Here is a 23,413-nt window from a genome sequence, read left to right as displayed (position 1 = left end):
TCCCTTTGTCGTCAAGTGGTCCGTGCATTCTAGCCCCGGGCCCGCCGAAAAGGTTGATCCCGCTCATGAGCCAAGCGCCCCTCGTACTGGTGGACGGTTCGTCCTACCTCTATCGCGCCTTCCACGCCCTGCCTCCGCTGACTACCTCCACCGGCAAGCCCACCGGCGCGGTGAAAGGTGTGCTGAACATGCTGCTGTCGCTGCGCCGGCAATACCCGGACAGTCCCTTCGCAGTGGTTTTCGATGCCAAGGGGCCGACCTTCCGCGACACGCTGTTTGCCGAGTACAAATCCCACCGTCCGCCGATGCCCGATGACCTCCGCGGTCAGGTCGAGCCGCTGCACGCCAGCGTCCGCGCGCTGGGTATGCCGCTGCTCTGCGTCGAGGGCGTCGAGGCCGACGACGTGATTGGAACACTGGCGCGCCAATGTGCAGCACTCAAGCGCGACGTGATCATCTCCACTGGCGACAAGGACATGGCGCAGCTTGTCTGCCCGCACGTCACGCTGGTGAACACCATGAGCGGCAGCGTCTACGACATCGAGGGCGTGAGGACCAAGTTCGGTGTCGGCCCTGAGCTGATCATCGATTTCCTGGCGCTGATGGGTGACAAAGTCGACAACATTCCGGGCGTCCCTGGCGTCGGTGAGAAGACGGCGTGTGGCTTGCTAAATGGCATTCCGGGCGGGCTCAAGGGCCTTTACGAGAATCTCGATCAGGTGGCCGGGCTGCCGATTCGTGGTGCCAAATCCCTCGGCGCCAAGCTCGCGGAGCATCGTGACGCCGCATTCATGTCCTACGAGCTGGCGACGATCAAGATCGACGTGCCGCTGGATGTGGAAGTGGGCGATCTGATGCCTGGCGAGCCGCACCGGGAGGCCTTGATCGCCCTGTACCGCGAGCTGGAATTCAAGAACTGGCTCGACGAGCTGTTGCGTGAGGTCAGGGAGACCGGTGAAGACTGCGCGGTGCAGCCAGAAGGCTGTTCCATCCAGGCCGAAGCCGAATACGCGACGATCTTCGAGCAGGCCGAGTTCGATGCTTGGCTTGAACGCCTGAAGAACGCTGAGTGTTTCGCCTTCGATACGGAGACCACCAGCCTCGATGCACAGAAGGCGCAGTTGGTTGGCGTCTCGTTTGCCATCGAAGCCGGCAAGGCGGCCTATGTCCCGCTGGCCCACAGCTACATGGGCGTGCCGCAGCAGCTCGATCGCGATGCCGTGCTCGCGGCGCTCAAGCCGATGCTGGAGGACCCGAGCAAGCGCAAGATCTGCCAGCACGGCAAATACGACATGAACGTGCTGATGCACTACGGCATCGAGATGCGCGGCATGACGTTCGACACCATGCTCGAATCCTACGTGCTCGACGCCACCGCCACCCGCCATGACATGGACAGTCTGGCGCTCAAGTACCTGGGTCGCGGCACCATCCGTTTCGAAGACATCGCTGGCAAGGGCGCCAAGCAGCTGACCTTCGACCAGATCGCCGTCGAGCAAGCCGGTCCCTACGCTGCCGAAGACGCGGATGTCACCCTGCGCCTGCATCAGACCCTGATGAGCAAGCTCGAGGCCACGCCGTCGCTGCTCAAAGTGCTTAACGAAATCGAGATGCCACTGGTGCCGGTGCTGGCGCGCATCGAGCGCAACGGCGCATTCGTCGACGCCAATCTGCTCGGGCTGCAAAGCGTCGAGCTGGGCAACAAGCTCGTCGAACTGGAGCGTGAGGCGTTCGACATCGCTGGCGAGGAGTTCAACCTCGGCTCGCCCAAGCAGCTTGGTGCGATCCTCTATGACAAGCTTGGTTGCCCGGTGCTGTCGAAGACCGCCGGCGGCCAACCGTCGACGGCTGAAAGCGTGCTCGCCGACCTGGCCGAGCAGGATTACCCGCTGCCCAAGGTCATCATGCAGCACCGCTCCTTGAGCAAGCTCAAGGGCACCTACACCGACAAGCTGCCGCTGCAGATCAACCCCCGCACCGGGCGGATCCACACCAGCTACCACCAGGCCGTGACGGCGACGGGGCGGCTGTCCTCGTCCGACCCGAACCTGCAGAACATCCCGATCCGCACCGCCGAGGGTCGCCGCATTCGCCAGGCCTTCGTCGCTGCGCCGGGCTACAAGCTGCTGGCGGCCGACTACTCGCAGATCGAACTGCGGATCATGGCGCACCTGGCCCAGGATGCCGGCCTGTTGTACGCCTTCCAGAACGACCTGGACGTGCACCGGGCGACCGCGGCCGAGGTATTTGGGGTCGAACTGGATCAGGTCAGCAATGATCAGCGCCGCAGCGCGAAGGCGATCAACTTCGGTCTGATCTATGGCATGAGCGCCTTTGGCCTGGCCAAGCAGATCGATGTGGGCCGCAAGGAAGCTCAGGCGTACATCGACCGTTATTTCGCGCGCTATCCTGGCGTGCTCGCCTATATGGAGCGCACCCGCACCCAGGCCGCCGAGCAGGGTTATGTCGAGACGCTGTTCGGTCGCCGGTTGTATCTACCCGAGATCAATTCGAAGAACGGCGCCATGCGCAAGGGCGCCGAGCGCACGGCGATCAACGCGCCGATGCAGGGCACCGCGGCAGACATCATCAAGCGCGCCATGATCGCAGTGGATAACTGGTTGCAAGAAAGCGGGCTGGATGCGCGCGTCATCCTGCAGGTGCACGATGAATTGGTGCTCGAAGTCCGTGAGGATCTGGTCGAGCAGGTCCGCGAGCAGATCCTTCCGTTGATGAGCGGAGCCGCTCAGCTGGACGTGCCGCTGCTGGTCGAGGCGGGTGTTGGCAACAACTGGGACGAGGCGCATTGAGTGAGGGCAGCACCGCTGCGTCGCCACGGCGCTGTAGCGCCTCGCGATTCAGGGGAGAATGGCGCGGACCGGCCAAGGTAGCAGCGCGGAATGCCCGCTAAGGCCCGCGCTAGTGCGGTCTAAGCGTGGAACGAAAATATTTTTCCTTGGGCATTGAACTCGTGGATTGAAACCCCGGTCATAGGCTACGAAGGGTGTAGAAGCCCTTCGATGCTCCTTGTTGTGTTAAGTGTTGGCAGATCTCTGGTTACGCCATTGGCGTACCGGACTTAAACCTCGAACTTCCCCCTCCCCCAACGAAGTTCGAGGTTTTTTTTGCCTGCAGAAAAGTGCTCGAGATAGCCCGCCTCGCGGACTGAGCGACCCGGCGATCCGGCGATCCGGCGATCCGGCCGTAGGATGGTGTTGAGCGAAGCGATACCCATCAAGCAGGTCTGCTGAAGCTGATGGGTATCGCAGGCTCAACCCATCCTACGAACATCTAGCGATCGGCATTCAAGCTCAGCTTCCCGAACAATTTACGATCATGCCGGCACACAACTGTCCTCGGAGCGCCCAATCGTAGGATGGCGTTGAGCGGAGCGATACCCATCTAGCAGGTCTGCTGAAGCTGATGGGTATCGCAGGCTCAACCCATCCTACGAGCGTCTAGCGATCGGCGCTCAAGCTTAGCTCCCCGACAAATCCACGGTCATGCCGGTGCACAACCGTCCTCTGAGCGCACTCGATCGTAGGATGGCGTTGAGCGCAGCGATACCCATCGATCCGGCGCTATCAGGGCAGCTGCAAGCCCCCTCCGGCCTTGTGCAGACTACGTAGATGGCTACCGATCTGCGCCAGGTTGGTTTCAACGCTTTCCAGCTCCAGTCGTCGCTCTTCGCCCAGCAGCAGGCGCACCTCGTCGTTCAGCACTTCGGTCAGCTTGCTCAGACGAGCCTGTCGCTGACTGCTTTCCGATTCCAGGCGCTGCCATTCGCTGGCCTGCGGCAGCCCGTAGCCGCTTCCGTCGAGCAGTTCGGCCGGGCGGCTGAGATATCCGCTGTTGGCGAGAATGCCCTGCAAGGTCTCATCAGCCTTCGCCAGGCTTTGGTCGCCCCGCTCGCGCCCGCTCAGGTAGCGATTCTTCAGCTCCTCCTGTGCCAGCAGCAGGTGTCGGCGCAAGGCGGCCTGTTCCACCAGCAGCAGGGCCGCGCTTGCGCGCAAGTCGGCTTTTTCGATCCAGGGGCGGCGCTCATCAGCATTGAGATCCAGCCATTGCTCGACATCCGCCTGGGGCAAGCCGAGGCGTTCACGCAGGACCGCAAACATGGCTTCGTAGCGGTCTCGATAGGAGTCAAAGCGGTAACCCAGACGTAATGCCTCACGCGGATCGTCAAGCACGCTGTTGTCGGCCACACCCCGGTTGATCAGGATCTCCAACAGGCCACTGGGCAGGATGCTGTCCAGTGCGTCGAGTTCGGGGCGTGCGGTGCCGCTGCGCAGCAGTTTGAGGGTCTCCACCGCACAGTTGTTGGACAGGAAGTAGTAATCGCCGTCGTAGCTCCAGTGCATCTCTGCGCTGCGCTCCACCAGCATACCGATCTCGTCGCGTTGCAGCTTCAGGGGAATCGACGCGAGGCTGCGCAGTTCAACCTTGGTGTATTCGTCGATCACCTGGCCCAGCGGCAGCACGAACAGGCGAGAAGGGTAGACGCCGGTCAGGCCGTCCCAGCTGGATAGCTGCACGTCCCCGACGAAGGCGCGGAAGGACAGCACCAGGTGGTGATCCAGATCCAACCGACAATCGGCTCCGCGCGGCCGGCCCGGTGCGCAGATCACCAGCCGCAGCATGCTGTGACCCCAGCGACTTACCCAGGCATCGTTGGCTTCGGCAAACAGATAGTCGACTTCGTAGACGCGTTCCGGATCCAGTTCGACCAGTGGCGTGCGTGCGAAATCATGCCCCGCGTTGAGGATCGGTAGTCCTCCGCCGCAAGCCTGCGCGTTCGCCGGCTGCCAGCCGAAATGCGCCTGGAAGTAGCGATACAGCGAAGGCCGCCGACAGCCGTAACTGGGGTCGAGAAGAAAGTACTCCAGGTTCACCGCGATGAATTCCAGCGGGTTGGTCAACTCATAGGCATCGGGGCTACGCGCCTGCTGGGCATTTTCACGTTCGCGCTCGCCGCGCTGACCGACACGCTGGGGCCAGCCGGCCAGATCGAGAAGACGTGGGTCATCGCTCAGGGTGAAGCGGCGTTCGGTCTGGCCGCGGCAACTGTCGGGCAGGCCAACCAGGCCTAAGCTGCTGGCGCGCTGGCTGCAGAAGGCGAGCTGACGGTGATTCTCCGGAGTCCAGAGCCGGGCGCGGTCATACAGGTGTGCGACTTCGTGGATCAGCGTTGCCAGCATTTCCCGGCGCACCGTGCCGTGGGGCCGCTCGGTGCGCTGTTCGGCAGCGCTGCCATCGGTCAGCGCCGGCAACAGGCGCCGGTTGAGCAGCAGCAGATTGCCGCCAGCGCTGCCGTATACGTCATGGGTCAGCCCCTCATGCCAGCTAACACGGACGTCGCGGTCGAGCCGTTTGATCATTCGCGGCGGCAGTGCGGCCATCGCTTCGTCCAGCAGCTGCTGGCTGGCGGCGCGCTCGGCCGGTTGCAGATCGCGATCATCCAGGGTCAGGCGCAGGTCGGCCTGACAGAGTGTGGTGAACGAAGTAAGCGCGGTTAACCCAATGGCCAGCCAGCGGGCGCGGGATGATTTCACTGCGCGAGGATGGCTTCGGCAAGTACGAGGTCACTGGCCTGCTGCGCTTCCGGGAAGGCGCTGCGCAGGCTACTGAGCGCGGCTTCCAGGCGTGCGCCACGTATCTCGCCACCGCTGGCTACGAAGCCGGCAGCTTCATCACGGGCTTCACTGACGACCTTCATGTCACTGATGCGGCTGGTGACGTCAGAGGTGAAATTGATGCTGCGATCCAGTGCGTTGACGACGATGTTGCTGGTGGCGACCAGCGTCTGCGCCTGAGCGCCGCTGGCGAGGAGGAAAAGTGCGAAAGGCACGGCGATCAGCTTGAAATTCATGAGTCTTCTCTGGAAAACGGAGTGGGTCATTGGACGAGGATTGCTTCGGCCAGTTCAAGGTCGCTCGCTGCCAATTCCGGCTGCTGCTCACGCAACCAGAGCAAGGCCGCCTCCAGGCGCGCCGCACGGAGGTCGCCGTGGCTGGCGACGAAACCAGCCGCGTCTTCACGCGAGTCGAGGATGAGCTTGTTGTCGAAGGGCGCGCTTGTCACCTGACTGGCGACATAGCTGGAGACGACGGTCCCGGCGGTCAGGCTGTCGAACGCCTGGGCGCTGCTGCAGATGCAGCAGCCGAGAAGTGCAAGATAGAGCGAACGCATGTGAATCCTGGAACCGATAAACAGCCGCCAAGGCTAGCGAAACGCCAGCTCCAGAGCCAGCGCTGCGCTCACTGCATTGCGATCAGAGCGCGAGGATTGCGCCGGCCAATTGCAGATCGGTTGCCTGCAGGCTCGGGGCCTGGGTGCGGATGTGCTGCAACGCCGCTTCAAGTTGCGCGCCGCGCGCTTCGCCATTGCTGGCAACGAAGCGGGCCGCATCGTCCTTCGCATCCAGTACCAGTTTGTCATCGCCCAGATTCGAGGTGATGTCTGAGGTCCCTTCCACGGTATTCACCAGCGAGGCGCCGATGGCGTCGATGGTACCGGTGATGCTTCCCGCCGATGCGGTCCCGGCTACCAGGCAGGCTGCGGTGGCAACTGACAACAGATATTTGTTCATGGGGTTCTCCAGGCTGGACGCGAATTGCCGCCGATAGCCGCTATGACCCTCGGATCGGGCATGCCGTTCAGCTTACGGCTCGACGCCATTGCCTGGAAGCGCCATTTCAGCGCCAGAAGGGCTTGTCCAGCTCATGCATCCGCTCGCTTGGGCTGATGCCGATGTCGGCCAGCTGATGATCGTCGAGCGCCGCCAACTGCCGGCGGGTACGTGCCCGCTGCTGCCAGAACCTTAGTAGTTGCAAGGTCCGGCGCAACGACGGCAAGCCAATTACGGGTGTGTCTCTCCGAGTCAGTACGCGCTCCATGAGCCGCTCCTTCCCGCGTTGAACGGGGATGGGTTATGGGCAGATAGAGTCGCGTGCTGACGGGGTCGGGTTACAGTCACAGGCACTTTGAATTGTGCCGGTTCAGTTTGCGGCAGTAGTCATCTGTACTGCCTCACCGCGCCTCAACTGTATTTCTGCGTTCGGGTCAGGGCTTGGCGATCGATGGCGTCAGGATCCATTCGGCGCTGTCGTTCCAGACATCCATCCGCGTGATCTTGCCCTGGCGAACTTCGAAACGGTCGAGATAGCGGTTGCCGGAGAACGTGCTCCCGTCAGGCCATTCGCCGTACAGCGTGCCGTTGGAGTACACCACGGTGTGGTCCTGATGTTCGGTCCAGTCGAACTGCCCCAACTGCTTCTTTACCCAGCGATAGCGGCCCGCGTTGAAGGCGGTGATCTCCTTGGCACTGGGCATCGTACGGCCGCCGGTGAAGGTGATGTTGACGTCTGCCGACATGTAGCCCGCCGCTCTGACCGGGTCGGGCGCCATCGAGGCCTCCAGAAAATCGCTAACAATCTGGACCGCTTCGTTTTCATATTTCATATCGAGATCTCCTGAATGGATGTCAGCTATTGCTTGTAATCGGTGCGGGGCGCACGAAAAGCGTGCGTGTAGCAGCGCTATGCCGGCCTAAGTGACTGATTCAGAGCGTCTGCCGCCTATGGCACCCACTTTGCTAGCAAAGTTCGTACAAATGCTAGCTATCAGGAGTGTCGCCTCATGTTCAAGCTTTCGAGATCCCTATTTCGGCTATGCCCAAAAGTGGCAGCAGTCAGTGCTCTCGGCCTGTGTCTGCTGGGTCAGGCCAACGCTGAGGAGCCCATCAAGATTGGCCTGGTTGCGGCGCTTTCCGGCCAGTCAGCCAAGTCTGGCGAGGCGTTGACCCGTGGTTTGAACGTGGCCATCGACGAACTCAATGCAGCAGGTGGCATTCTCGGCCGGCCGGTGGAGCTGATTCGCCGCGACGACGAAAGCAATCCCGCCAAAGGCATGCTGGCGGCCCGCGAGTTGATCCAACGAGAAAAGGTCGCGGTGCTGTTCGGCGGCCTGGACACACCGGTTTCGCTGGCCATCGTGCCACTTGCCAATCAACTCAAGGTGCCGTTCATGGGCGTCTGGGCCGCCGGTACGGGTATCACCCGAAACGGTGCCAAGGACAACTACGTGTTCCGTGTCTCCGCCGTGGACGAACTGGTCGACGAGGCGCTGGTGGAGTACGGCGTCAAGCAGAAAGGCATGCAGAAGCCCGGCATGATTTTGGTGAACAACCCTTGGGGTGAATCCAACGAGCTCGGTTTTCGCGCGGCGCTGGAAAAGCGCGACATGCCCTACGCCGGTATCGAGCGCATCGAGGACAGTGACCTCGACGTGGTGCCGCAGCTGACTCGGCTGAAAAACGCCGGTGCGGATGCCCTGTTGATGGTAGGCAACGTCGGGCCCTCGGCGCAGGTGGTCAAGTCGCTCGACCGCATGAACTGGGACGTGCCGGTGGTTTCCCACTGGGGCCCGGCAGGTGGTCGTTTCAGCGAGCTGGCCGGCCCCAACGCCAGCCGTGTGCATTTCATCCAGACCTACGTATTTGGCGAGCAGAACAGTGCCAAGGGCGACGCGGTCATGGCTGCCTTGAAAAAACGCTATCCCGCAATCAAGACGATTGCTGATGTGACCCCGGCGGTCGGTATCGCCAATGCCTACGACGGCATGCACCTGGCTGCGCTGGCAATCGAGAAAGCCGGATCGGTGAAGGGCAGCGAAGTGCGCGACGGCTTTTATGCCATCGAGCAGTACGACGGCCTGATCAAGCAGTACAGCAAACCCTTCAACGCCGAAAAGCATGATGCCCTGGGACCGGACGATTACCTGTTCACCCATTTCGTCGACGGCCAGATCGTTCCCCTGCAACCCTGACCTGAGCCGGCCGCTCCGTCATTGACGGAGCGGCTGCAAGGAGCTGTCTTCATGATCACTGCCGCCATCGTCACCGGTCTTGGGCTGGGCAGCATGTATGCCCTGCTGGCGCTGGGTTTCCACATCACCTATGTGGTTTCGCGGACCGTCAACTTTGCCCAGGGCAGCGCCATGATGGTTGGCGCCGTGCTGGGCTACAGCTTTCATATCACCTGGGGCTGGCCGCTCTGGCTGGCGATTCCAATGACCCTGTCGCTATGCGCGCTCTACGGTCTGATGGTGGAGCGCTTTCTGGTCCGACCTTTTCATTCGTGCGGCTCTGATGCCTGGTTGATGGCGACGGTCGCGGCGGGAATTCTTGTCGATAACCTGGCGATGTTTACCTTTGGCAAGGAGCCCCGACAGTTCACCTCCGAGCTGGCGACCACCAGCGTTGCGCTGTTCGGTTCGAATATCTCGCTGCTGCAGATGCTGATTCCGCTGGCCGGCGCCGGCATCGCTCTGGCGCTGCTGCTGGTGCGCCGTTACACGCGGCTGGGCAAGGTGCTGGAAGCCTGCGTGCAGAACCCGGTGGCCGCCCGGCTGATGGGCATACGCGTCAACCGCGTTGTGGCAATCGCCTTCGCCGTGTCAGCCGTGTTCGCAGCCCTGGCGGGGTTGCTGATCGCGCCCTTGTTCAACGTCAGCGCCGAGATGGGCACGCTGTTCGGGCTCAAGGCGTTTGCCGTGGCGATTCTGGGCGGAATCGGTAGCGCCAGCGGCGTGTTCGCCGCCGGCCTGCTGTTCGGGTTGGTGGAAGCAGTGGTGACCCTGTACTTCGGTTCCGCCTTTACCCAGCTGTTCACGTTCGCCCTGGTCATTCTGGCTCTGGCGGTGCGGCCAAATGGACTGTTCGGCAGCAAGACACTGGTGAAAGTATGAAGACTTCGATTCTTGCCCCGGCGGGCATCGCCCTGCTGGCAGTAGCTGGCACAGCACTTTCGCTGATGCTCGACAGTTACTCGCTGCTGGTTTTCAGTTTCTTTGCGCTCACGGTGGTCGTGGGGGTCGGGCTGAATATCCTGATCGGCCTCAGCGGGCAGATCTCCTTCGGTCACATCGCCTTCTATGCCATTGGCGCTTATGCCTCGGCACTGCTGACCATGGCCGGCTTGCCGCTGGCGCTTGCAATGCCCGCCGCGGCGCTGCTGTGCGGGGCCGTCGGTGCCCTGCTGGCGATTCCGGCGTTGCGGGTTACCGGGCCTTATCTGGCGATGATCACCATTGCGTTCGCCCTCGTGGTTCACCATGGCCTGATCGAATGGCGTGGGCTCACTGGCGGTGCCAATGGCCTTATGGGCATTCCCATGCCCGAGTTAGGCGCGCTGGATCCGGCCGTGCTGATGGCGCTGATCGCCACGGCGATGATGGTGATCGCACTGGCCTTTTATCGTCGCCTGCATCAGAGCGGCTGGGGCACGGCGATGCGCGCGGTCAAGGCATCCGAGATTGCCGCTCGCTCCCTGGGTTTCAACCCGGTGCAGACCAAGACCCTGGCTTTTGGATTGTCGGCACTGCTGACCGGCTTCGCCGGTGCGTTGGTGGCGCCGCTGATGATGTTCATCAATCCGGCCTCCTTTCCTTTCTCCCAGTCGATCCTGTTCGTACTGGCCGTGATCGTAGGCGGTGCCGGGACGCTGTTCGGCCCTCTGCTCGGCGCCCTGCTGATCGTGCTGCTGCCCGAGATGCTGGCCGACTTTGCCGAATACCGCCTGCTGATGTTTTCCGCGCTGCTGCTGGTGGTGCTCTGGATTGCGCCTCGCGGCGTGCTTGGCAGCCTCGCCCGGCTGTGGTTCCGTCCGGTCGCGGCGAAGCCGCCGGCAGTTGCCGATCAGGCGCTGCTGGCCAGATTTTTTAGTGAGGGTCGTCAAGCTGCCGGGCTCGAGGTCGAGGACATCAGCATCGGCTTTGGCGGCGTGCAGGCGGCGGACAAAGTCAGCCTGAAGGCGCCGCCGGGCAGCATCACCAGCATCATCGGCACCAACGGGGCGGGCAAGACCACGGTGCTGAACATGATCAGCGGGTTCTATACGCCCGACTCGGGCAGCATCCGTCTGGGCGGACTGGTCTCCGGTCTGCCGGCCTGGAAAATCGCGCGCGCCGGCATCTCGCGTACCTACCAGACCACTCAGTTGTTCGGCGAACTGACGGTGCTCGAGAACATCCTTGCCGGCTTGCAGCAAGGCCGTCTCGGCGGGATTTTCCGGCGCCCCGGCGCTGAGCACCGCGAGCTGGCGATGCACTTGTTGTCGCTGGTGGGCTATCGCGGTTCGGTCAACACGCCAGCCGATGATTTGCCCCATGTGGATCGCCGTCTCGTGGAAATCGCCCGCGCACTCGCGGCGCGTCCGAAGGTGCTGCTGCTGGACGAGCCGGCCGCTGGCCTGGGTCGCGGTGAAACTGACAGCCTGGCTGCGCTGTTCAGGGTCTTGGCCGGTTTCAACATCGCGGTGATTCTGGTCGAGCACGACATGGCGCTGGTGATGGCGGTTTCCGAACGCATCCTGGTGCTTGATGCCGGCAAGCCAATCGCCTGGGGCCTGCCGGAAGAGGTCCGCAGCAATCCTCGAGTGGTGGCCGCGTACCTCGGCGGCACCAGCTATCAGGCGCCCCAGCGTGACGAGCCGTGGGCGGGCTCGCGTGACGCGCGCCTGTTCATCAAGGATCTGGTGGTGGATTACGGCGCGGCGCCGGTGGTCGAAGGCGTCAATCTGGTGGTTAACCCCGGCGAGCTGATCGCCATCCTTGGTGCCAATGGCGCGGGCAAGTCGAGCATCCTCAAATGTCTGGCGGGACTTCACAACGCCACCTCGGGCACCATCTTGCTGGATAACGAGAATATCGAGCACGTGGATGCCAGCGCCATCGCGGCGCGAGGGCTGGCGCTGGTGCCGGAAGGGCGGCAGGTCTTCCCTCAGCTCAGCGTGCGGGACAATCTGCTGCTGGGCGGCTATTCGCGCACCGAGGCATTCGATGCCGAGGCGGAAATCGAAGCCATCCTCAAGCGTTTTCCCCGCCTGCGTGATCGCATCGACAGCCCGGCCGGGCTTCTGTCCGGTGGCGAGCAGCAAATGGTGGCGGTGGGCCGCGGGCTGATGGCCAAGCCGAAAATTCTCCTGCTGGACGAGCCTTCATTGGGGCTTTCACCCGCGATGATCGGTGAGCTGTACGACGCCTTGGCAGCGCTGCGGGACGAAGGCGTGACGTTGCTGCTGGTCGATCAGATGGCCAACCTCGCACTGCAGGTGGCCGATCGCGCCTATGTGCTGGAAACCGGCCGCATCGTTAAATCCGGTACGGCTGAACAGCTGCGCGGTGACAGCGAACTGGAAGCCGCCTACCTCGGGCATGGGACGGCCGCATGAGCGCACTGCACATCATTAACGCGCGCCGCAGCGCCGCCGATCCGCTGAGCGAGCTGCTGATCGAGAGCGGCCATTTCGTCGCTCGGTTCAGCGCCGACAGCGCGCCTCGGGTTCTGGACCTCGCCGGGCGGCTGGTTCTGCCAGGGTTGATCGAAACCCATATCCACCTGGATAAGGCCTGCATTCTGGAGCGTTGCCAGTTGACCGAGGGCACGCTGGCCGAAGCCATCGTCCAGACCCGCATTGCCAAGGCCTCATTCAGCGAGGACGACGTCTACGCACGCGGCGCACAGGTGCTGGAAAAGGCGATCATTCAGGGCACCACTCATATGCGCACGCACGTGGAGATCGATCCAGGCATTGGCCTGACCGGATTTCGCGCGGTCCAGCGGCTAAAGCGGGACTATGCCTGGGCTGTCACCTTGGAAATCTGCGTTTTTCCTCAGGAGGGCATGCTCAACAATCCGGGCACGGAGCGATTGCTGTGCCAGGCGCTGGAAGAGGGTGCCGAGGTGCTTGGCGGTTGCCCCTACACCGATAGCGACCCGGGCGCGCAGATACGGCGGCTGTTCGAGCTGGCGGTGCGGTATGACCGCGACCTGGATTTCCATCTGGATTTCGATCTCAACCCTGAAGGCATGACCATCGGCGAAGTGATTCGCTGTACCGGACTGCATGGATGGGGCGGCCGAGTCGCCGTGGGCCATGTGACCAAGCTTTCCGCGCTGCCACTGGCGCACCTTGAGGAAGTTGCCCGTGCGTTGGCGCAGGCCGGCGTGAGCGTGACCGCATTGCCGTCCACCGATCTGTTTCTCGGTGCCCGCGACAGGTTCAATGACAAGCCTCGAGGCGTTGTGCCCCTGGCGCACTTGCATCGCTGCGGAGTGACCTGTTCGCTGTCGACCAACAACATCGGCAACCCTTTCACGCCCTACGGCGATGCCTCGCTGGTGCGGCAGGCCAATCTGTTCGCCAACGTGACCCAACTATCGACCGAGATGGAGCTGCTCGATTGTCTGGGATGGGTGTCGAGCGAATCGGCACGTTTGCTCAGGCTGCCCGATTACGGTCTGCAGCCGGGGTGTCGGGCGGACTTCATCGTCTTTGATGCACCTTCGCCAGCGGCGGTCATTGCACAGATCAGCCCGCCGCTAATGGGGTTCAAGGCAGGCCGGCAGACCTTCGAGCGTGCGCTGCCGCGTTTGTTGACGCCGCGCTAGTGGTGCGACGCAGAGGCGTCGCTGAGCGTTTCGATCGGTCGGATCACTAAGTCCTGGCTCAGATAGTCCATGCGCTGCTCGTGGAAACGCTGCATATGCGGCAGCGCGATATGTGCGGCAAAGGCTTCGGCCGAGGCCCAGATCTCGAAAAAGATGAACAGAGCTGGATCATGCGCGTCACGCAGCATGTGATATTCGATGCAACCCGGCTCTGCACGGCTGGGCTCGATGTAGGTGCGAAAAAGCGCCTCGAATGCTTCGGATTTATCCGGTTTGGTATGGGCGTGCAGAATGAACCCGTAAGGATCTGGCATGGCGAAACTCCAATTATCGAGAAGCAACGCTAAAGCAAAATCGAGGTTCCGATTGCTGACTTTCAGTCAAAACCCTTTTGCCCTTAGGCGGGTGTTTCGCTGCGCACCTCCTGTTTAAGCTGCCGCCATCCAGAACAACCCAGGTCAGTTTTTCATGAAAAAAGTGCTACTGCTCAATGGCGGCAAGAATTTCGCCCATTCGGAAGGGCGTTACAACGCCACCTTGCATCAGACCGCCCTCGCGTTTCTCGATCGCGCCGGATTCGACGTAAAGACTACCGAGATCGATCAGGGCTACGACCTGGCCGAAGAAGTCGGCAAGTATCTCTGGGCCGATGTGATCATCTATCAAATGCCGGGCTGGTGGATGGGCGCGCCCTGGATCGTGAAGCGTTACCTCGATGAGGTCTTCACCGAAGGCCACGGCAGCCTCTATGCAAATGACGGCCGGACGCGCTCGGACGCCTCACAGAGATACGGCAGCGGCGGGTTGCTACAGGGCAAGCAATACATGATCTCTGCTACCTGGAACGCGCCGCAGCAGGCCTTCGATGATCCAGCGGACTTCTTCGAGGGAAAGGGCGTCGACGCCGTCTACTTCCCTTTCCACAAGGCCAACGAGTTCCTCGGCATGAGCAGCCTGCCGACCTTTCTTTGTGTGGATGTGATGAAACAACCGGCTATCGAGGCGGATGTCGCCCGTTACGAGCGCCATCTGGCGGACGTACTCGGCGTCTCCGCCTGAATTCAGAGATCGCTGAGAATTCGGCGGATGTCCACTTCGGGCTCGGCCAGCTCATCCAGCGCGAGCTGAGCTTCCAGCTCGTCCAGGTGCTCGATCATCACCCGTACCGCTTTGTCTCGGTCGCCTTGCTCAAGCGCGTTGACGATCTGCTCGTGCTCGTCGGACGCGCAGGCCGGTTGGTCGTTGCGCTGATAGAGCGCGACGATTAACGAGCTGCGCACCATCAGGTTGCCGAGAATTTCCGCGAGCACGGTATTGCCGCTGATTTCACCGAGCATCAGATGAAACTCGCTGAGTTCTCGCACGATATCGCGCCGGTCGCTGGCGTTGGTCGCCTTGCGCTCGCTGCGCATATGGGCGGCGGTACGCTGGCGATTCTGGCGCATGGCCTCGGGCGTGATGCTTTCGACGATGGCGCGCTCAATGGCGCGCCGCGCCGCGAATACATCCCGTGCCTCCTTGGCGCTGGGCTGGGATACGAGGGCGCCGCGGTTCGGCTCAATGGTGACGATGCGCTGCATGGCCAGGCGCTGCAGGGCACTCTGCACATGGTTTCGATTGGCTTTCAGCGCCTCCACGATCTGCGCCTCGATCAACCGCGTTCCGGGGCGCAGGCGATGCTGGGCGATGGCCTTGGACAAGGCGTCGACGATGCGCTGCACTTCGATCTGCTTGCTGGTAACGGTCCTGGACCCCATATCTGCTGCCGACTCCCAATGTGGCTTGCAAGCGATGAGCGCTAGCAATGCGCATTATCAGCACTTGAGTTGCGCGAGCAACCTCATCAGCACGAATTGGGCTCAACCGGGTCCTGCCCGAGGCTGTTGCCCTGGCCGCGGGGGTCGTGCATTGCGAAGCGCCGGCCATCGGTTTCGATGGCAATGGCGCCGGCTTGTCCGGTGTACGGGCTGAGGGAAGGAATGATCTCCACTTCATGGCCCATGGCCTGGAGCTTCGCGACCACCGCCGGGTCGATGTCGGCTTCAAGTTTCAGGTTGTCGGTGCTGTCGAAGAAACTGCGCCCGAGAAGAAAGCGGGGCATGCGCAAGGCCTGATCGATCGGCCGGTCGAAATCCACCAACTGGGTGGCCAGCACCATTTGCGTCTGCGGCTGGCCGTCACCGCCCTGGGTGCCGAAAAAAAGCCGTCGCCCATCGTCTGCCAAATAGCAGGACGGGTTGAGCGTATGCGCGGGGCGTTTGCCAGGCGCCCAGGCGTTCGGATGCCCGGGGGCGGCATTGAAGCCGGCGGCGCGGTTCTGCCAGATCACCCCGGTGTTACCGAGAATGCAGCCGGAGCCGAAGTCATGGAACAGGCTTTGGATCAGACAGGCCGTTCGGCCTTCAGCGTCAGTAGCAGCCATCCAGATGGTGTCGGCAGGGCGACCCGGTTCCGCCCACGGCGAGGCGCGGTTGTCGTCGATGCGGTTGGCGCACCCAACGGCATTGGCTTCGCTCAGGGTAGAGGCATAGTCCCAACCACTGGCACGTGGATCATGCAATTCGCCGTTGCGGCGCAGCAGTCCCTGTTTGATCGCCTCAACGAGGAAATGGTAATAGCGGGCGCTGCCACTGCCGCTTTCGGCGACCGGTTTATGCTGCAGCGCGGCCATGGCCTGCAATGTGTAGAGCCCCTGGCATGGTGGCGCGACGTTGAACAAGCGCCCCTGCCGATAGCGCACGGAAATCGGCTCGACTTCTTCGGCGCGCGTGGCAGCCAGATCGGACAGGCTCAGGCCGCACTCCAATCTGCTGAACGCTTCCGCAAAGGCTCGGGCAAGTTCGCCCTGGTAGAAATCCTCGATGCCGTGACGCGCCAGCTGCCGCAGGGTGTCGGCCAGTTGGGGTTGCTTCAGACGGTCACCCTGTTGCAGCCAGCGGCCTTCGCTCTTGCACAGCTGGTGGAGGTCCGGCAGGCCTTCGATCAAATCCCTGCGCTGATGCTGCCAGAACAGCTGCGAGGCGGAGATCTCCACGCCGCTCTGCGCAGTCTCGGCCGCGTCGCGAAGCAGGTCAGCCCAGCCCAGGCGGGAGCCCCATTCGTGGCGGCTGATGCCCTGCGCGATTTGCCAGCTGGCCAGTGCGCCCGCAGTGGTGGCGACCGCGCTCGGCCCGCGCAGACCAATCTTGCCGCCCATCGGTAGCTGTTGTCCTGCCTGGCCAATCCCCACAATGGTGCGCACCCGGCGGTCATGGATCATCCAGAGTGCATCGCCACCCAGTCCGGTCATGTGCGGATAAACAGCCGCGAGCATTGCGCTGGCTGCGAGCATTGCGTCAATGGAAGTGCCGCCCGCATCAAGAATGCGCATGCCGGCGGCCGTGGCCGCAGGGTGTGGGGTGCAAATGACGCCGCGGCGAGATTCGGCCAACATGTATTTGATTCCTTGATTGCTAGCGATCTGATTTCAGGTTGCTAACGTCAAGGCAATAAGTGTTCCGCATACGCGGGGTGTTCAGTAGCCATGCGAACCGAGATGAAGTCACACATGAAAAAACCCCTCGCGGCGATACCGGGAGGGGTTCTGGTATAGCGGACGTCGCTTACTCCACGGCTTTAACCATGTCCTCGACGACCTTCTTGGCATCGCCGAAGACCATCATGGTCTTGTCCATGTAGAACAGCTCGTTGTCCAGACCGGCATAGCCGCTGGCCATGGAGCGCTTGTTGACGATGACCGTCTTGGCCTTGTACGCCTCAAGGATCGGCATGCCGGCGATGGGCGACTTGGGATCGTTCTTCGCCGCCGGGTTGACCACGTCGTTGGCGCCGAGCACCAGCACCACATCGGCCTGGCCGAATTCGGAGTTGATGTCCTCCATCTCGAACACCTGCTCGTAGGGCACTTCGGCCTCGGCCAGCAGCACGTTCATGTGCCCGGGCATGCGCCCGGCGACCGGGTGGATCGCGTACTTCACGGTCACGCCGCGGTGGGTCAGCTTCTCGGCAAGCTCCATCAGCGCGTGCTGGGCGCGGGCTACCGCCAGGCCGTAGCCGGGCACGATGATCACGGTGTCGGCGTTGGTCAGCAGGAAGGCTGCGTCATCGCTGGAGCCGGATTTCACCGGGCGTTGCTCCTTGCTGCCCGTCGCCGCGCCGGCATCGGCGTCGGCACCGAAGCCGCCGAGGATGACGTTGAAGAACGAGCGGTTCATCGCCTTGCACATGATGTACGAGAGAATTGCGCCGCTCGAACCCACCAGCGAACCGGCGATGATCAGCATCGAGTTGTTCAGCGAAAAGCCGATACCGGCCGCCGCCCAGCCCGAGTAGCTGTTGAGCATCGAGACCACCACCGGCATGTCGGCACCGCCGATGGGGATGATGATCAGCACGCCGATGACGAAAGCCAGCGCCACCAGAATCATGAACGCAGTGAAGTTGCCGCTGAAGGTGTAGATCAGGCCCAACACCAGAATCGCGACGCCAACGGCGAGGTTGATCTTGTGCTGGTTGGGGAAGGACACAGGCGCCCCCTGGAACAGGCGGAACTTGTACTTGCCCGAGAGCTTGCCGAAGGCGATCACCGAACCGGAGAAGGTGATGGCGCCGATGGCTGCGCCGAGGAACAGCTCCAGGCGGTTGCCAGCCGGGATCGGATAACCGATAGCCTGGACGATGCCCAGCGACTGCGGCTCCAGCACTGCCGCGATGGCAATGAATACCGCGGCCAGGCCGATCATGCTGTGCATGAAGGCGACCAACTCGGGCATCTTGGTCATCTCGACGCGCTTGGCCATCAGCGTACCGATGGTGCCGCCGATCAGCAGTCCGAGGACGATGAAGCCCAGGCCGCTCCAGGGGCTGGCGCTCTCGGCCAGCTGTGAGCCGAGCTTGAACACCAGGAACACCGTGGTGACCATCGCGATGCCCATACCGATCATGCCGAACAGGTTGCCGCGGCGTGAGGTGGTCGGGTGCGACAGGCCTTTGAGCGCCTGGATGAAGCTCACCGAGGCGATGAGGTAGAGCAGGGTGATCAGGTTCATGCTCATGGCTTGGACTCCGCCTTGGCGCCCGAAACGGCGCGCTCCTTCTTCTTGAACATTTCCAGCATGCGGCGGGTAACGAGAAAGCCGCCGAAGACGTTCACTGCGGCCAGGGTCACGGCCAGGGTGCCCATCAGCTTGCCCATCGGAGTAACGGTCAGGGCGGCAGCAAGCATGGCCCCGACGATGACGATCGCCGAAATCGCATTGGTGACCGCCATCAGGGGTGTGTGCAGCGCGGGGGTGACGTTCCAGACCACGTGGTAGCCGACGTAGATCGCCAGCACGAAGATGATCAGGTTGTAGATGCCATCAGAAATCATGTCCATGTTCGGGCTCCCTTAACCGTTGGTCCGCACGACCTGGCCGTCGCGGCACATCAGGCACGCGGCGACGATGTCGTCTTCAAGATTGAGCTGGAATCGGGCTTCGCCATCGATCACCAGCTTGAGGAAGTCCAGCAGGTTGCGGGCGTATAGCGCCGAAGCGTCCGCCGGCACGAGGGTCGCCAGGTTGGTGTAGCCAACCAGGGTCACGCCGTGCTTGACCACTACCTGATCGGCTTCGGTCAATGGACAGTTGCCGCCCTGAGAGGCGGCGAGGTCGATCACCACCGAGCCGGGCTTCATTTGCTGCACGGTTTCTTCCTGCAGCAACGTCGGAGCTTTGCGGCCCGGGATCAGCGCGGTGGTGATGATAATGTCGGCCTGCTTGGCGCGCTCGTGCACGGCCTGAGCCTGTCGCGCCATCCAGCTTGCTGGCATCGGTCGGGCGTAGCCACCGACACCTTCGGCGCACTCGCGCTCTTCGTCGGTTTCGCAGGGCACGTCGACGAACTTGGCGCCGAGGGATTCGATCTGCTCCTTCACCGCCGGACGCACGTCCGAGGCTTCGATGACTGCACCCAGGCGCTTGGCCGTGGCGATGGCCTGCAGACCGGCTACACCAGCGCCGAGGATCAGCACGCGGGCGGCTTTCACCGTACCGGCGGCCGTCATCAGCATCGGCATGAAGCGCGGGTATTTATCTGCCGCGACCAGCACAGCCTTGTAACCGGCGATGTTGGCCTGCGAGGAGAGCACGTCAAGGCTCTGCGCGCGCGAGGTGCGCGGCGCGGCTTCCAGGGCGAAGGCGGTGATGCCGCGTTCTGCCATGCGTGCGATGTTTTCGTTGTCGAAGGGATTGAGCATACCGACGAGTACCGTGCCGGGCTGCATTTGCGCCAGCTCGGTTTCGCTCGGTGCGTTCACCTTCAGCAGGATCTCTGCTGCGAACGCCGCAGCGGCATCGGCGATGGTTGCGCCTGCCGCTTCATAGGCACTGTCCGGGACGCTGGCCTGTAGGCCGGCCCCGCTCTGCACCGTCACCTGATGCCCCTGGCCGATCAGCTTCTTTATAGTTTCCGGTGTCGCGGCAACGCGCGTTTCACCGGGCCTGGTTTCGAGAGGAACACCTATGTGCATTGTTCTTGTTCTCCTGCTTGATCGTAACCAGCGGGCTGCCCGGTAACCGGGTTGTTGCACCGCTGGTGTTACTTTTCGCCCGGCCACTGCGGTTGGCGGTCGGGTGTGGATCGGCTAACGGACCCCTGCACTGCTGGTCGGGCTCGTTTAGCAGGTCATGTACGACCACTGCGCTCGGTCTCACGTAACCTGCTTTGGCGCGGCATTCTGCAAGGCCTGAAAAAATCAAACAACTGTTTTAATGAGAACGACAATGTGGCGCTTCGTTCACGATATGACTGTTAGGTTGCTTGGCATCGCTACAGGCGGCGCCGGTATTGGCTTCGACTTTGGTCTAAGGTTCCAAATCATGATGTGCGCGGCGCAATCATGAATGACGGACCATAGACGGTGTATCCGTCGGCGGGCTTGTCTGTATGCGACGTTGGTGCCGGTTGGCGCGGCGGCGCGTAATGGCACAGAAAAAATTCAACACAGGGTTTGCAATGTCATGCATTCCTTGTAGTCCATAGCTGTTGGCCGTGCCGGCATCGGACCGCCGGCCAACATGAGTCGCACCCTCTGCGAGAAACTATCTGGCATGGCCGAACTAGATCTGAACGAGATGACCCTTCTGGACGAGCCGCTCCCACGGCGCTTGCCCTTCGCCTTTGCTCGCCGTCACGGGGTCATCCTGCTGGAGCGCCCGGAGGGCATGCGTCTATGCGTGCGCGAAGGTGCGCCGCTGACGGCATTGCAGGAGGCGCAGCGCGTGGCCGGTAGCCCATTGGCCATGCAATGGCTGGCGCAGGATGAATTCGAGCAGGCCCTGAGTGCCGCTTACCAGCACGATTCCTCCGCTGCAATGCTAATGGTCGAGGGGCTGGGCGATGAGATGGACCTGCATAGCCTGGCTGATCAGATTCAGGAAACCGAGGACCTGCTCGAGCAGGAAGACGACGCACCGATCATTCGCCTTATCAATGCGATCCTCGGCGAAGCGATCAAGGAAAACGCCTCCGATATTCACGTCGAAACTTTCGAAAAACGTCTGGTGATCCGCTTTCGCATCGACGGCATCCTGCGCGAAGTGGTGCAGCCCAAGCGCGAGCTGGCGGCGCTGCTTGTGTCGCGGATCAAGGTCATGGCGCGGCTGGATATCGCCGAAAAGCGTATCCCGCAGGATGGCCGGATTTCCCTGCGGGTTGGCGGACGCGAGGTGGACATTCGTGTATCGACGCTGCCTTCGGCCAACGGTGAGCGCGTGGTGCTGCGTTTGCTCGACAAACAGGCCGGACGCCTGACGCTGCAGCACCTGGGCATGAGCGACCGTGATCGCAATGTCATGGAACAGGCGGTGAAAAAGCCGCACGGCATCATTCTGGTTACCGGCCCGACAGGTTCCGGTAAGACCACCACGCTATACGCCAGCCTGGTCACGCTTAATGACCGCTCACGCAACATCCTCACGGTCGAAGACCCCATCGAATACAACCTCGAAGGCATCGGCCAGACCCAGGTCAACACCAAGGTCGACATGACCTTTGCCCGCGGCTTGCGCGCGATCCTGCGTCAGGACCCGGACGTGGTGATGGTCGGCGAAATTCGTGACCAGGAAACCGCGGACATGGCCGTACAGGCCTCGCTCACCGGTCACCTGGTGCTCTCGACACTGCACACCAACAGCGCCATCGGTGCGGTGACGCGCCTGGTGGACATGGGCGTCGAGCCGTTTCTGATCTCGTCTTCGCTGCTCGGCGTACTGGCCCAACGCCTTGTTCGCGTGCTGTGTAATGACTGTAAACGTGCGTACGTGGCAGACGAAGCCGAATGCGCGCTGTTCGGCCTCGACCCCAGCGAGGCGCCGATGCTCTATCACGCCGAGGGCTGCGATGTATGTCGGCAGCTGGGTTACCGTGGGCGGACCGGCATCTACGAATTGGTGATGTTCGACGACTCGTTGCGCAGCATGATCCACACCCGTGCAGCCGAGCAGGACATGGTTCGCCATGCGCGCCGGCTGGGCCCGAGCATCCGCGATGACGGCCTGCGCAAGGTGCGTGAAGGCGTGACGACTATTGAAGAAGTGTTGCGCGTGACCCGCGGGGAATAAGCGCATGAGTTGTACCGGCACAAGGACCGCTACCCAGGCCATGACTGCGTTTGAATACCGACTCTCGACCGATCACCGCGGCGTTCATCGCGCAGGCGTCGTGCATCGTGTCGCCCATGGCCTGACACTGTTGGCTGAACACTGATGGCAGCGTTTGAATACATTGCGCTTGACCCCCGGGGCCGCGAGCAGAAAGGCCTGATCGAGGCCGATAGCGCGCGACAGGCGCGGCAACTGCTGCGCGAGAAGCAGTGGTCGCCGCTGGACGTCAAGCAAGCCAAGGCCAAGGAAGACACCGGCGGTGGCGGCTTTGCCTTTGGCCGCGGGCTCTCGGCGCGCGACCTGGCGCTGGTGACGCGGCAGCTGGCGACCCTGGTTCAGGCGGCGTTGCCCATTGAGGAGGCCCTGCGTGCCGCGGCGGCGCAGTCGGCGTCGCAGAAGATCAAGTCGATGCTCTTGGCCGTGCGTGCACGGGTAATGGAAGGCCACAGCCTGGCCGGCTCGCTGCGTGAATACCCGTCTGCCTTCCCAGAGCTTTATCGCGCCACCGTGGCGGCTGGCGAGCATGCCGGGCATCTCGGGCTCGTGCTCGATCAGCTGGCGGACTACACCGATCAACGTCAGCAGTCACGGCAGAAGATCCAGCTGGCGTTGCTCTACCCAGTGATTCTGCTGGTGGCCTCACTGGCCATCGTGGTGCTGCTGCTTGGGTACGTGGTGCCGGATGTGGTGAAGGTTTTCGTCAACACCGGCCAGGACCTGCCGGCGTTGACCACCGGGCTGATCGCGGTGAGCGAAGTTGTGCAGCAGTGGGGCTGGCTGATGCTGCTGGGGACTATTGCCGCTGGGTTTGCCATGCGGCAGGCTCTGCGCGACGAGAAGATCAAACGGCGCTGGCATGCCTTTATCCTTCGTATCCCGCTGGTGGGGCGGCTGGCACGGGCGGCCAACACCGCGCGGTTCGCCTCGACCCTCGCGATTCTTACCCGCAGCGGCGTGCCGCTGGTGGATGCGCTGGGCATCGCAGCGGCTGTAATCGCCAATCTGCGTATTCGCGACAAGGTGATCGAGGCGGCGCAGCGGGTGCGTGAGGGCGGCAGCCTGACCCGCGCGCTGGACGCCACCAACGAATTTCCGCCGATGATGCTGCACATGATCGCCAGCGGCGAGAAATCTGGCGAACTGGACCAGATGCTGGCGCGAACCGCGCGTAATCAGGAAAACGACCTGGCCGCGCAGATCTCGCTCTTGGTAGGACTCTTCGAACCCTTCATGCTTGTGTTCATGGGGGCTGTGGTATTGGTGATCGTTCTGGCGATCCTGCTGCCGATTCTTTCTCTCAACCAACTGGTGGGCTAGT

At 62.4% G+C, this 23,413-nt stretch carries 21 protein-coding genes; 9 read left to right on the top strand and 12 right to left on the bottom strand.

Annotated elements, in window-relative coordinates:
* Window positions 1-65 precede the first annotated feature (65 nt).
* A complete protein-coding gene (gene polA / locus NA619_RS16605; protein WP_255962962.1) occupies window positions 66-2,810 on the top strand; it encodes a DNA polymerase I in 2,745 nt (914 codons plus the stop codon).
* 774 nt (window positions 2,811-3,584) lie between these two features.
* Here the strand turns inward: polA and NA619_RS16600 are convergent.
* The 6 genes from NA619_RS16600 to NA619_RS16575 form a co-directional block, all read right to left on the bottom strand.
* Entirely contained in the window at window positions 3,585-5,528 is a 1,944-nt protein-coding gene (locus NA619_RS16600) for a DUF4105 domain-containing protein (protein WP_255963029.1), read from the bottom strand.
* Window positions 5,529-5,548: 20 nt separating this feature from the next.
* Window positions 5,549-5,869 carry a DUF2388 domain-containing protein gene (locus tag NA619_RS16595; protein WP_255962961.1) on the bottom strand — a complete coding sequence of 107 codons (321 nt, stop codon included), beginning with the start codon at window positions 5,867-5,869 and terminating at the stop codon, window positions 5,549-5,551.
* Between the two features lie 26 nt (window positions 5,870-5,895).
* Window positions 5,896-6,189 carry a DUF2388 domain-containing protein gene (locus NA619_RS16590; protein ID WP_255962960.1) on the bottom strand — a complete coding sequence of 98 codons (294 nt, stop codon included), beginning with the start codon at window positions 6,187-6,189 and terminating at the stop codon, window positions 5,896-5,898.
* 82 nt (window positions 6,190-6,271) lie between these two features.
* Window positions 6,272-6,589, bottom strand: coding sequence for a DUF2388 domain-containing protein (locus NA619_RS16585; RefSeq protein WP_255962959.1), 318 nt, complete (start codon window positions 6,587-6,589; stop codon window positions 6,272-6,274).
* 106 nt (window positions 6,590-6,695) lie between these two features.
* Window positions 6,696-6,896 carry a DUF1127 domain-containing protein gene (locus NA619_RS16580; RefSeq protein ID WP_255962958.1) on the bottom strand — a complete coding sequence of 67 codons (201 nt, stop codon included), beginning with the start codon at window positions 6,894-6,896 and terminating at the stop codon, window positions 6,696-6,698.
* Between the two features lie 166 nt (window positions 6,897-7,062).
* The gene (locus NA619_RS16575; protein ID WP_255962957.1) at window positions 7,063-7,461 is read right to left on the bottom strand and encodes a nuclear transport factor 2 family protein; all 399 of its coding nucleotides are present in this window, start codon (window positions 7,459-7,461) and stop codon (window positions 7,063-7,065) included.
* Window positions 7,462-7,638: 177 nt separating this feature from the next.
* On the opposite strand from NA619_RS16575, the gene NA619_RS16570 reads away from it, so the two are divergent.
* From NA619_RS16570 to NA619_RS16555, 4 genes are read left to right on the top strand one after another with little or no spacing between them, the layout of a single operon-like run.
* Complete coding sequence (locus NA619_RS16570; RefSeq protein ID WP_255962956.1) at window positions 7,639-8,826, top strand: ABC transporter substrate-binding protein; 1,188 nt, start codon at window positions 7,639-7,641, stop codon at window positions 8,824-8,826.
* A gap of 51 nt (window positions 8,827-8,877) precedes the next feature.
* On the top strand, window positions 8,878-9,747 hold the full coding sequence (locus tag NA619_RS16565) for a branched-chain amino acid ABC transporter permease (RefSeq protein WP_255962955.1): 870 nt from the start codon (window positions 8,878-8,880) through the stop codon (window positions 9,745-9,747).
* On the top strand, window positions 9,744-12,230 hold the full coding sequence (locus NA619_RS16560) for a branched-chain amino acid ABC transporter ATP-binding protein/permease (RefSeq protein ID WP_255962954.1): 2,487 nt from the start codon (window positions 9,744-9,746) through the stop codon (window positions 12,228-12,230). Before NA619_RS16565 ends, NA619_RS16560 begins: the two co-directional genes overlap by 4 nt.
* Complete coding sequence (locus NA619_RS16555; protein WP_255962953.1) at window positions 12,227-13,450, top strand: amidohydrolase family protein; 1,224 nt, start codon at window positions 12,227-12,229, stop codon at window positions 13,448-13,450. The genes NA619_RS16560 and NA619_RS16555 overlap by 4 nt, the downstream gene beginning before the upstream one ends.
* On the opposite strand, the gene NA619_RS16550 is transcribed toward NA619_RS16555, so the two are convergent.
* On the bottom strand, window positions 13,447-13,764 hold the full coding sequence (locus NA619_RS16550) for a putative quinol monooxygenase (RefSeq protein WP_255962951.1): 318 nt from the start codon (window positions 13,762-13,764) through the stop codon (window positions 13,447-13,449). The genes NA619_RS16555 and NA619_RS16550 overlap by 4 nt on opposite strands.
* Before the next feature lie 154 nt (window positions 13,765-13,918).
* On the opposite strand from NA619_RS16550, the gene NA619_RS16545 reads away from it, so the two are divergent.
* Complete coding sequence (locus tag NA619_RS16545) at window positions 13,919-14,509, top strand: NAD(P)H-dependent oxidoreductase (RefSeq protein ID WP_255962950.1); 591 nt, start codon at window positions 13,919-13,921, stop codon at window positions 14,507-14,509.
* Window positions 14,510-14,511: 2 nt separating this feature from the next.
* Here NA619_RS16545 and NA619_RS16540 read toward each other — a convergent pair whose 3' ends face one another.
* The 5 genes from NA619_RS16540 to NA619_RS16520 all read right to left on the bottom strand — a co-directional run bounded on the left by NA619_RS16540 (window position 14,512) and on the right by NA619_RS16520 (window position 19,961).
* Window positions 14,512-15,207, bottom strand: coding sequence for a GntR family transcriptional regulator (locus NA619_RS16540; protein WP_255962949.1), 696 nt, complete (start codon window positions 15,205-15,207; stop codon window positions 14,512-14,514).
* Window positions 15,208-15,293: 86 nt separating this feature from the next.
* Entirely contained in the window at window positions 15,294-16,883 is a 1,590-nt protein-coding gene (locus NA619_RS16535; protein WP_255962948.1) for a gamma-glutamyltransferase family protein, read from the bottom strand.
* Window positions 16,884-17,052: 169 nt separating this feature from the next.
* Entirely contained in the window at window positions 17,053-18,504 is a 1,452-nt protein-coding gene (locus NA619_RS16530) for an NAD(P)(+) transhydrogenase (Re/Si-specific) subunit beta (protein ID WP_255962947.1), read from the bottom strand.
* Window positions 18,501-18,827, bottom strand: a complete 327-nt coding sequence (locus NA619_RS16525) for an NAD(P) transhydrogenase subunit alpha (RefSeq protein ID WP_241529796.1) — start codon at window positions 18,825-18,827, stop codon at window positions 18,501-18,503. Before NA619_RS16525 ends, NA619_RS16530 begins: the two co-directional genes overlap by 4 nt.
* A 12-nt stretch (window positions 18,828-18,839) precedes the next feature.
* Window positions 18,840-19,961 carry a Re/Si-specific NAD(P)(+) transhydrogenase subunit alpha gene (locus NA619_RS16520; RefSeq protein WP_255962946.1) on the bottom strand — a complete coding sequence of 374 codons (1,122 nt, stop codon included), beginning with the start codon at window positions 19,959-19,961 and terminating at the stop codon, window positions 18,840-18,842.
* 580 nt (window positions 19,962-20,541) lie between these two features.
* Between NA619_RS16520 and gspE the strand changes: the two genes are divergently transcribed.
* The 3 genes from gspE to xcpS are packed head-to-tail and all read left to right on the top strand — an operon-like array spanning window position 20,542 to window position 23,412.
* On the top strand, window positions 20,542-22,053 hold the full coding sequence (gene gspE / locus NA619_RS16515) for a type II secretion system ATPase GspE (protein WP_255963028.1): 1,512 nt from the start codon (window positions 20,542-20,544) through the stop codon (window positions 22,051-22,053).
* Window positions 22,054-22,057: 4 nt separating this feature from the next.
* Entirely contained in the window at window positions 22,058-22,198 is a 141-nt protein-coding gene (locus tag NA619_RS16510) for a hypothetical protein (protein ID WP_255962945.1), read from the top strand.
* A complete protein-coding gene (gene xcpS / locus NA619_RS16505; RefSeq protein ID WP_255962944.1) occupies window positions 22,198-23,412 on the top strand; it encodes a GspF family T2SS innner membrane protein variant XcpS in 1,215 nt (404 codons plus the stop codon). Before NA619_RS16510 ends, xcpS begins: the two co-directional genes overlap by 1 nt.
* The last annotated feature ends 1 nt before the right edge of the window (window position 23,413 follow it).

The organism is Stutzerimonas stutzeri (genome assembly GCF_024448895.1).
Lineage (GTDB): Bacteria > Pseudomonadota > Gammaproteobacteria > Pseudomonadales > Pseudomonadaceae > Stutzerimonas > Stutzerimonas stutzeri_Q.
This window is presented reverse-complemented; position numbering and strand designations above follow the sequence as displayed.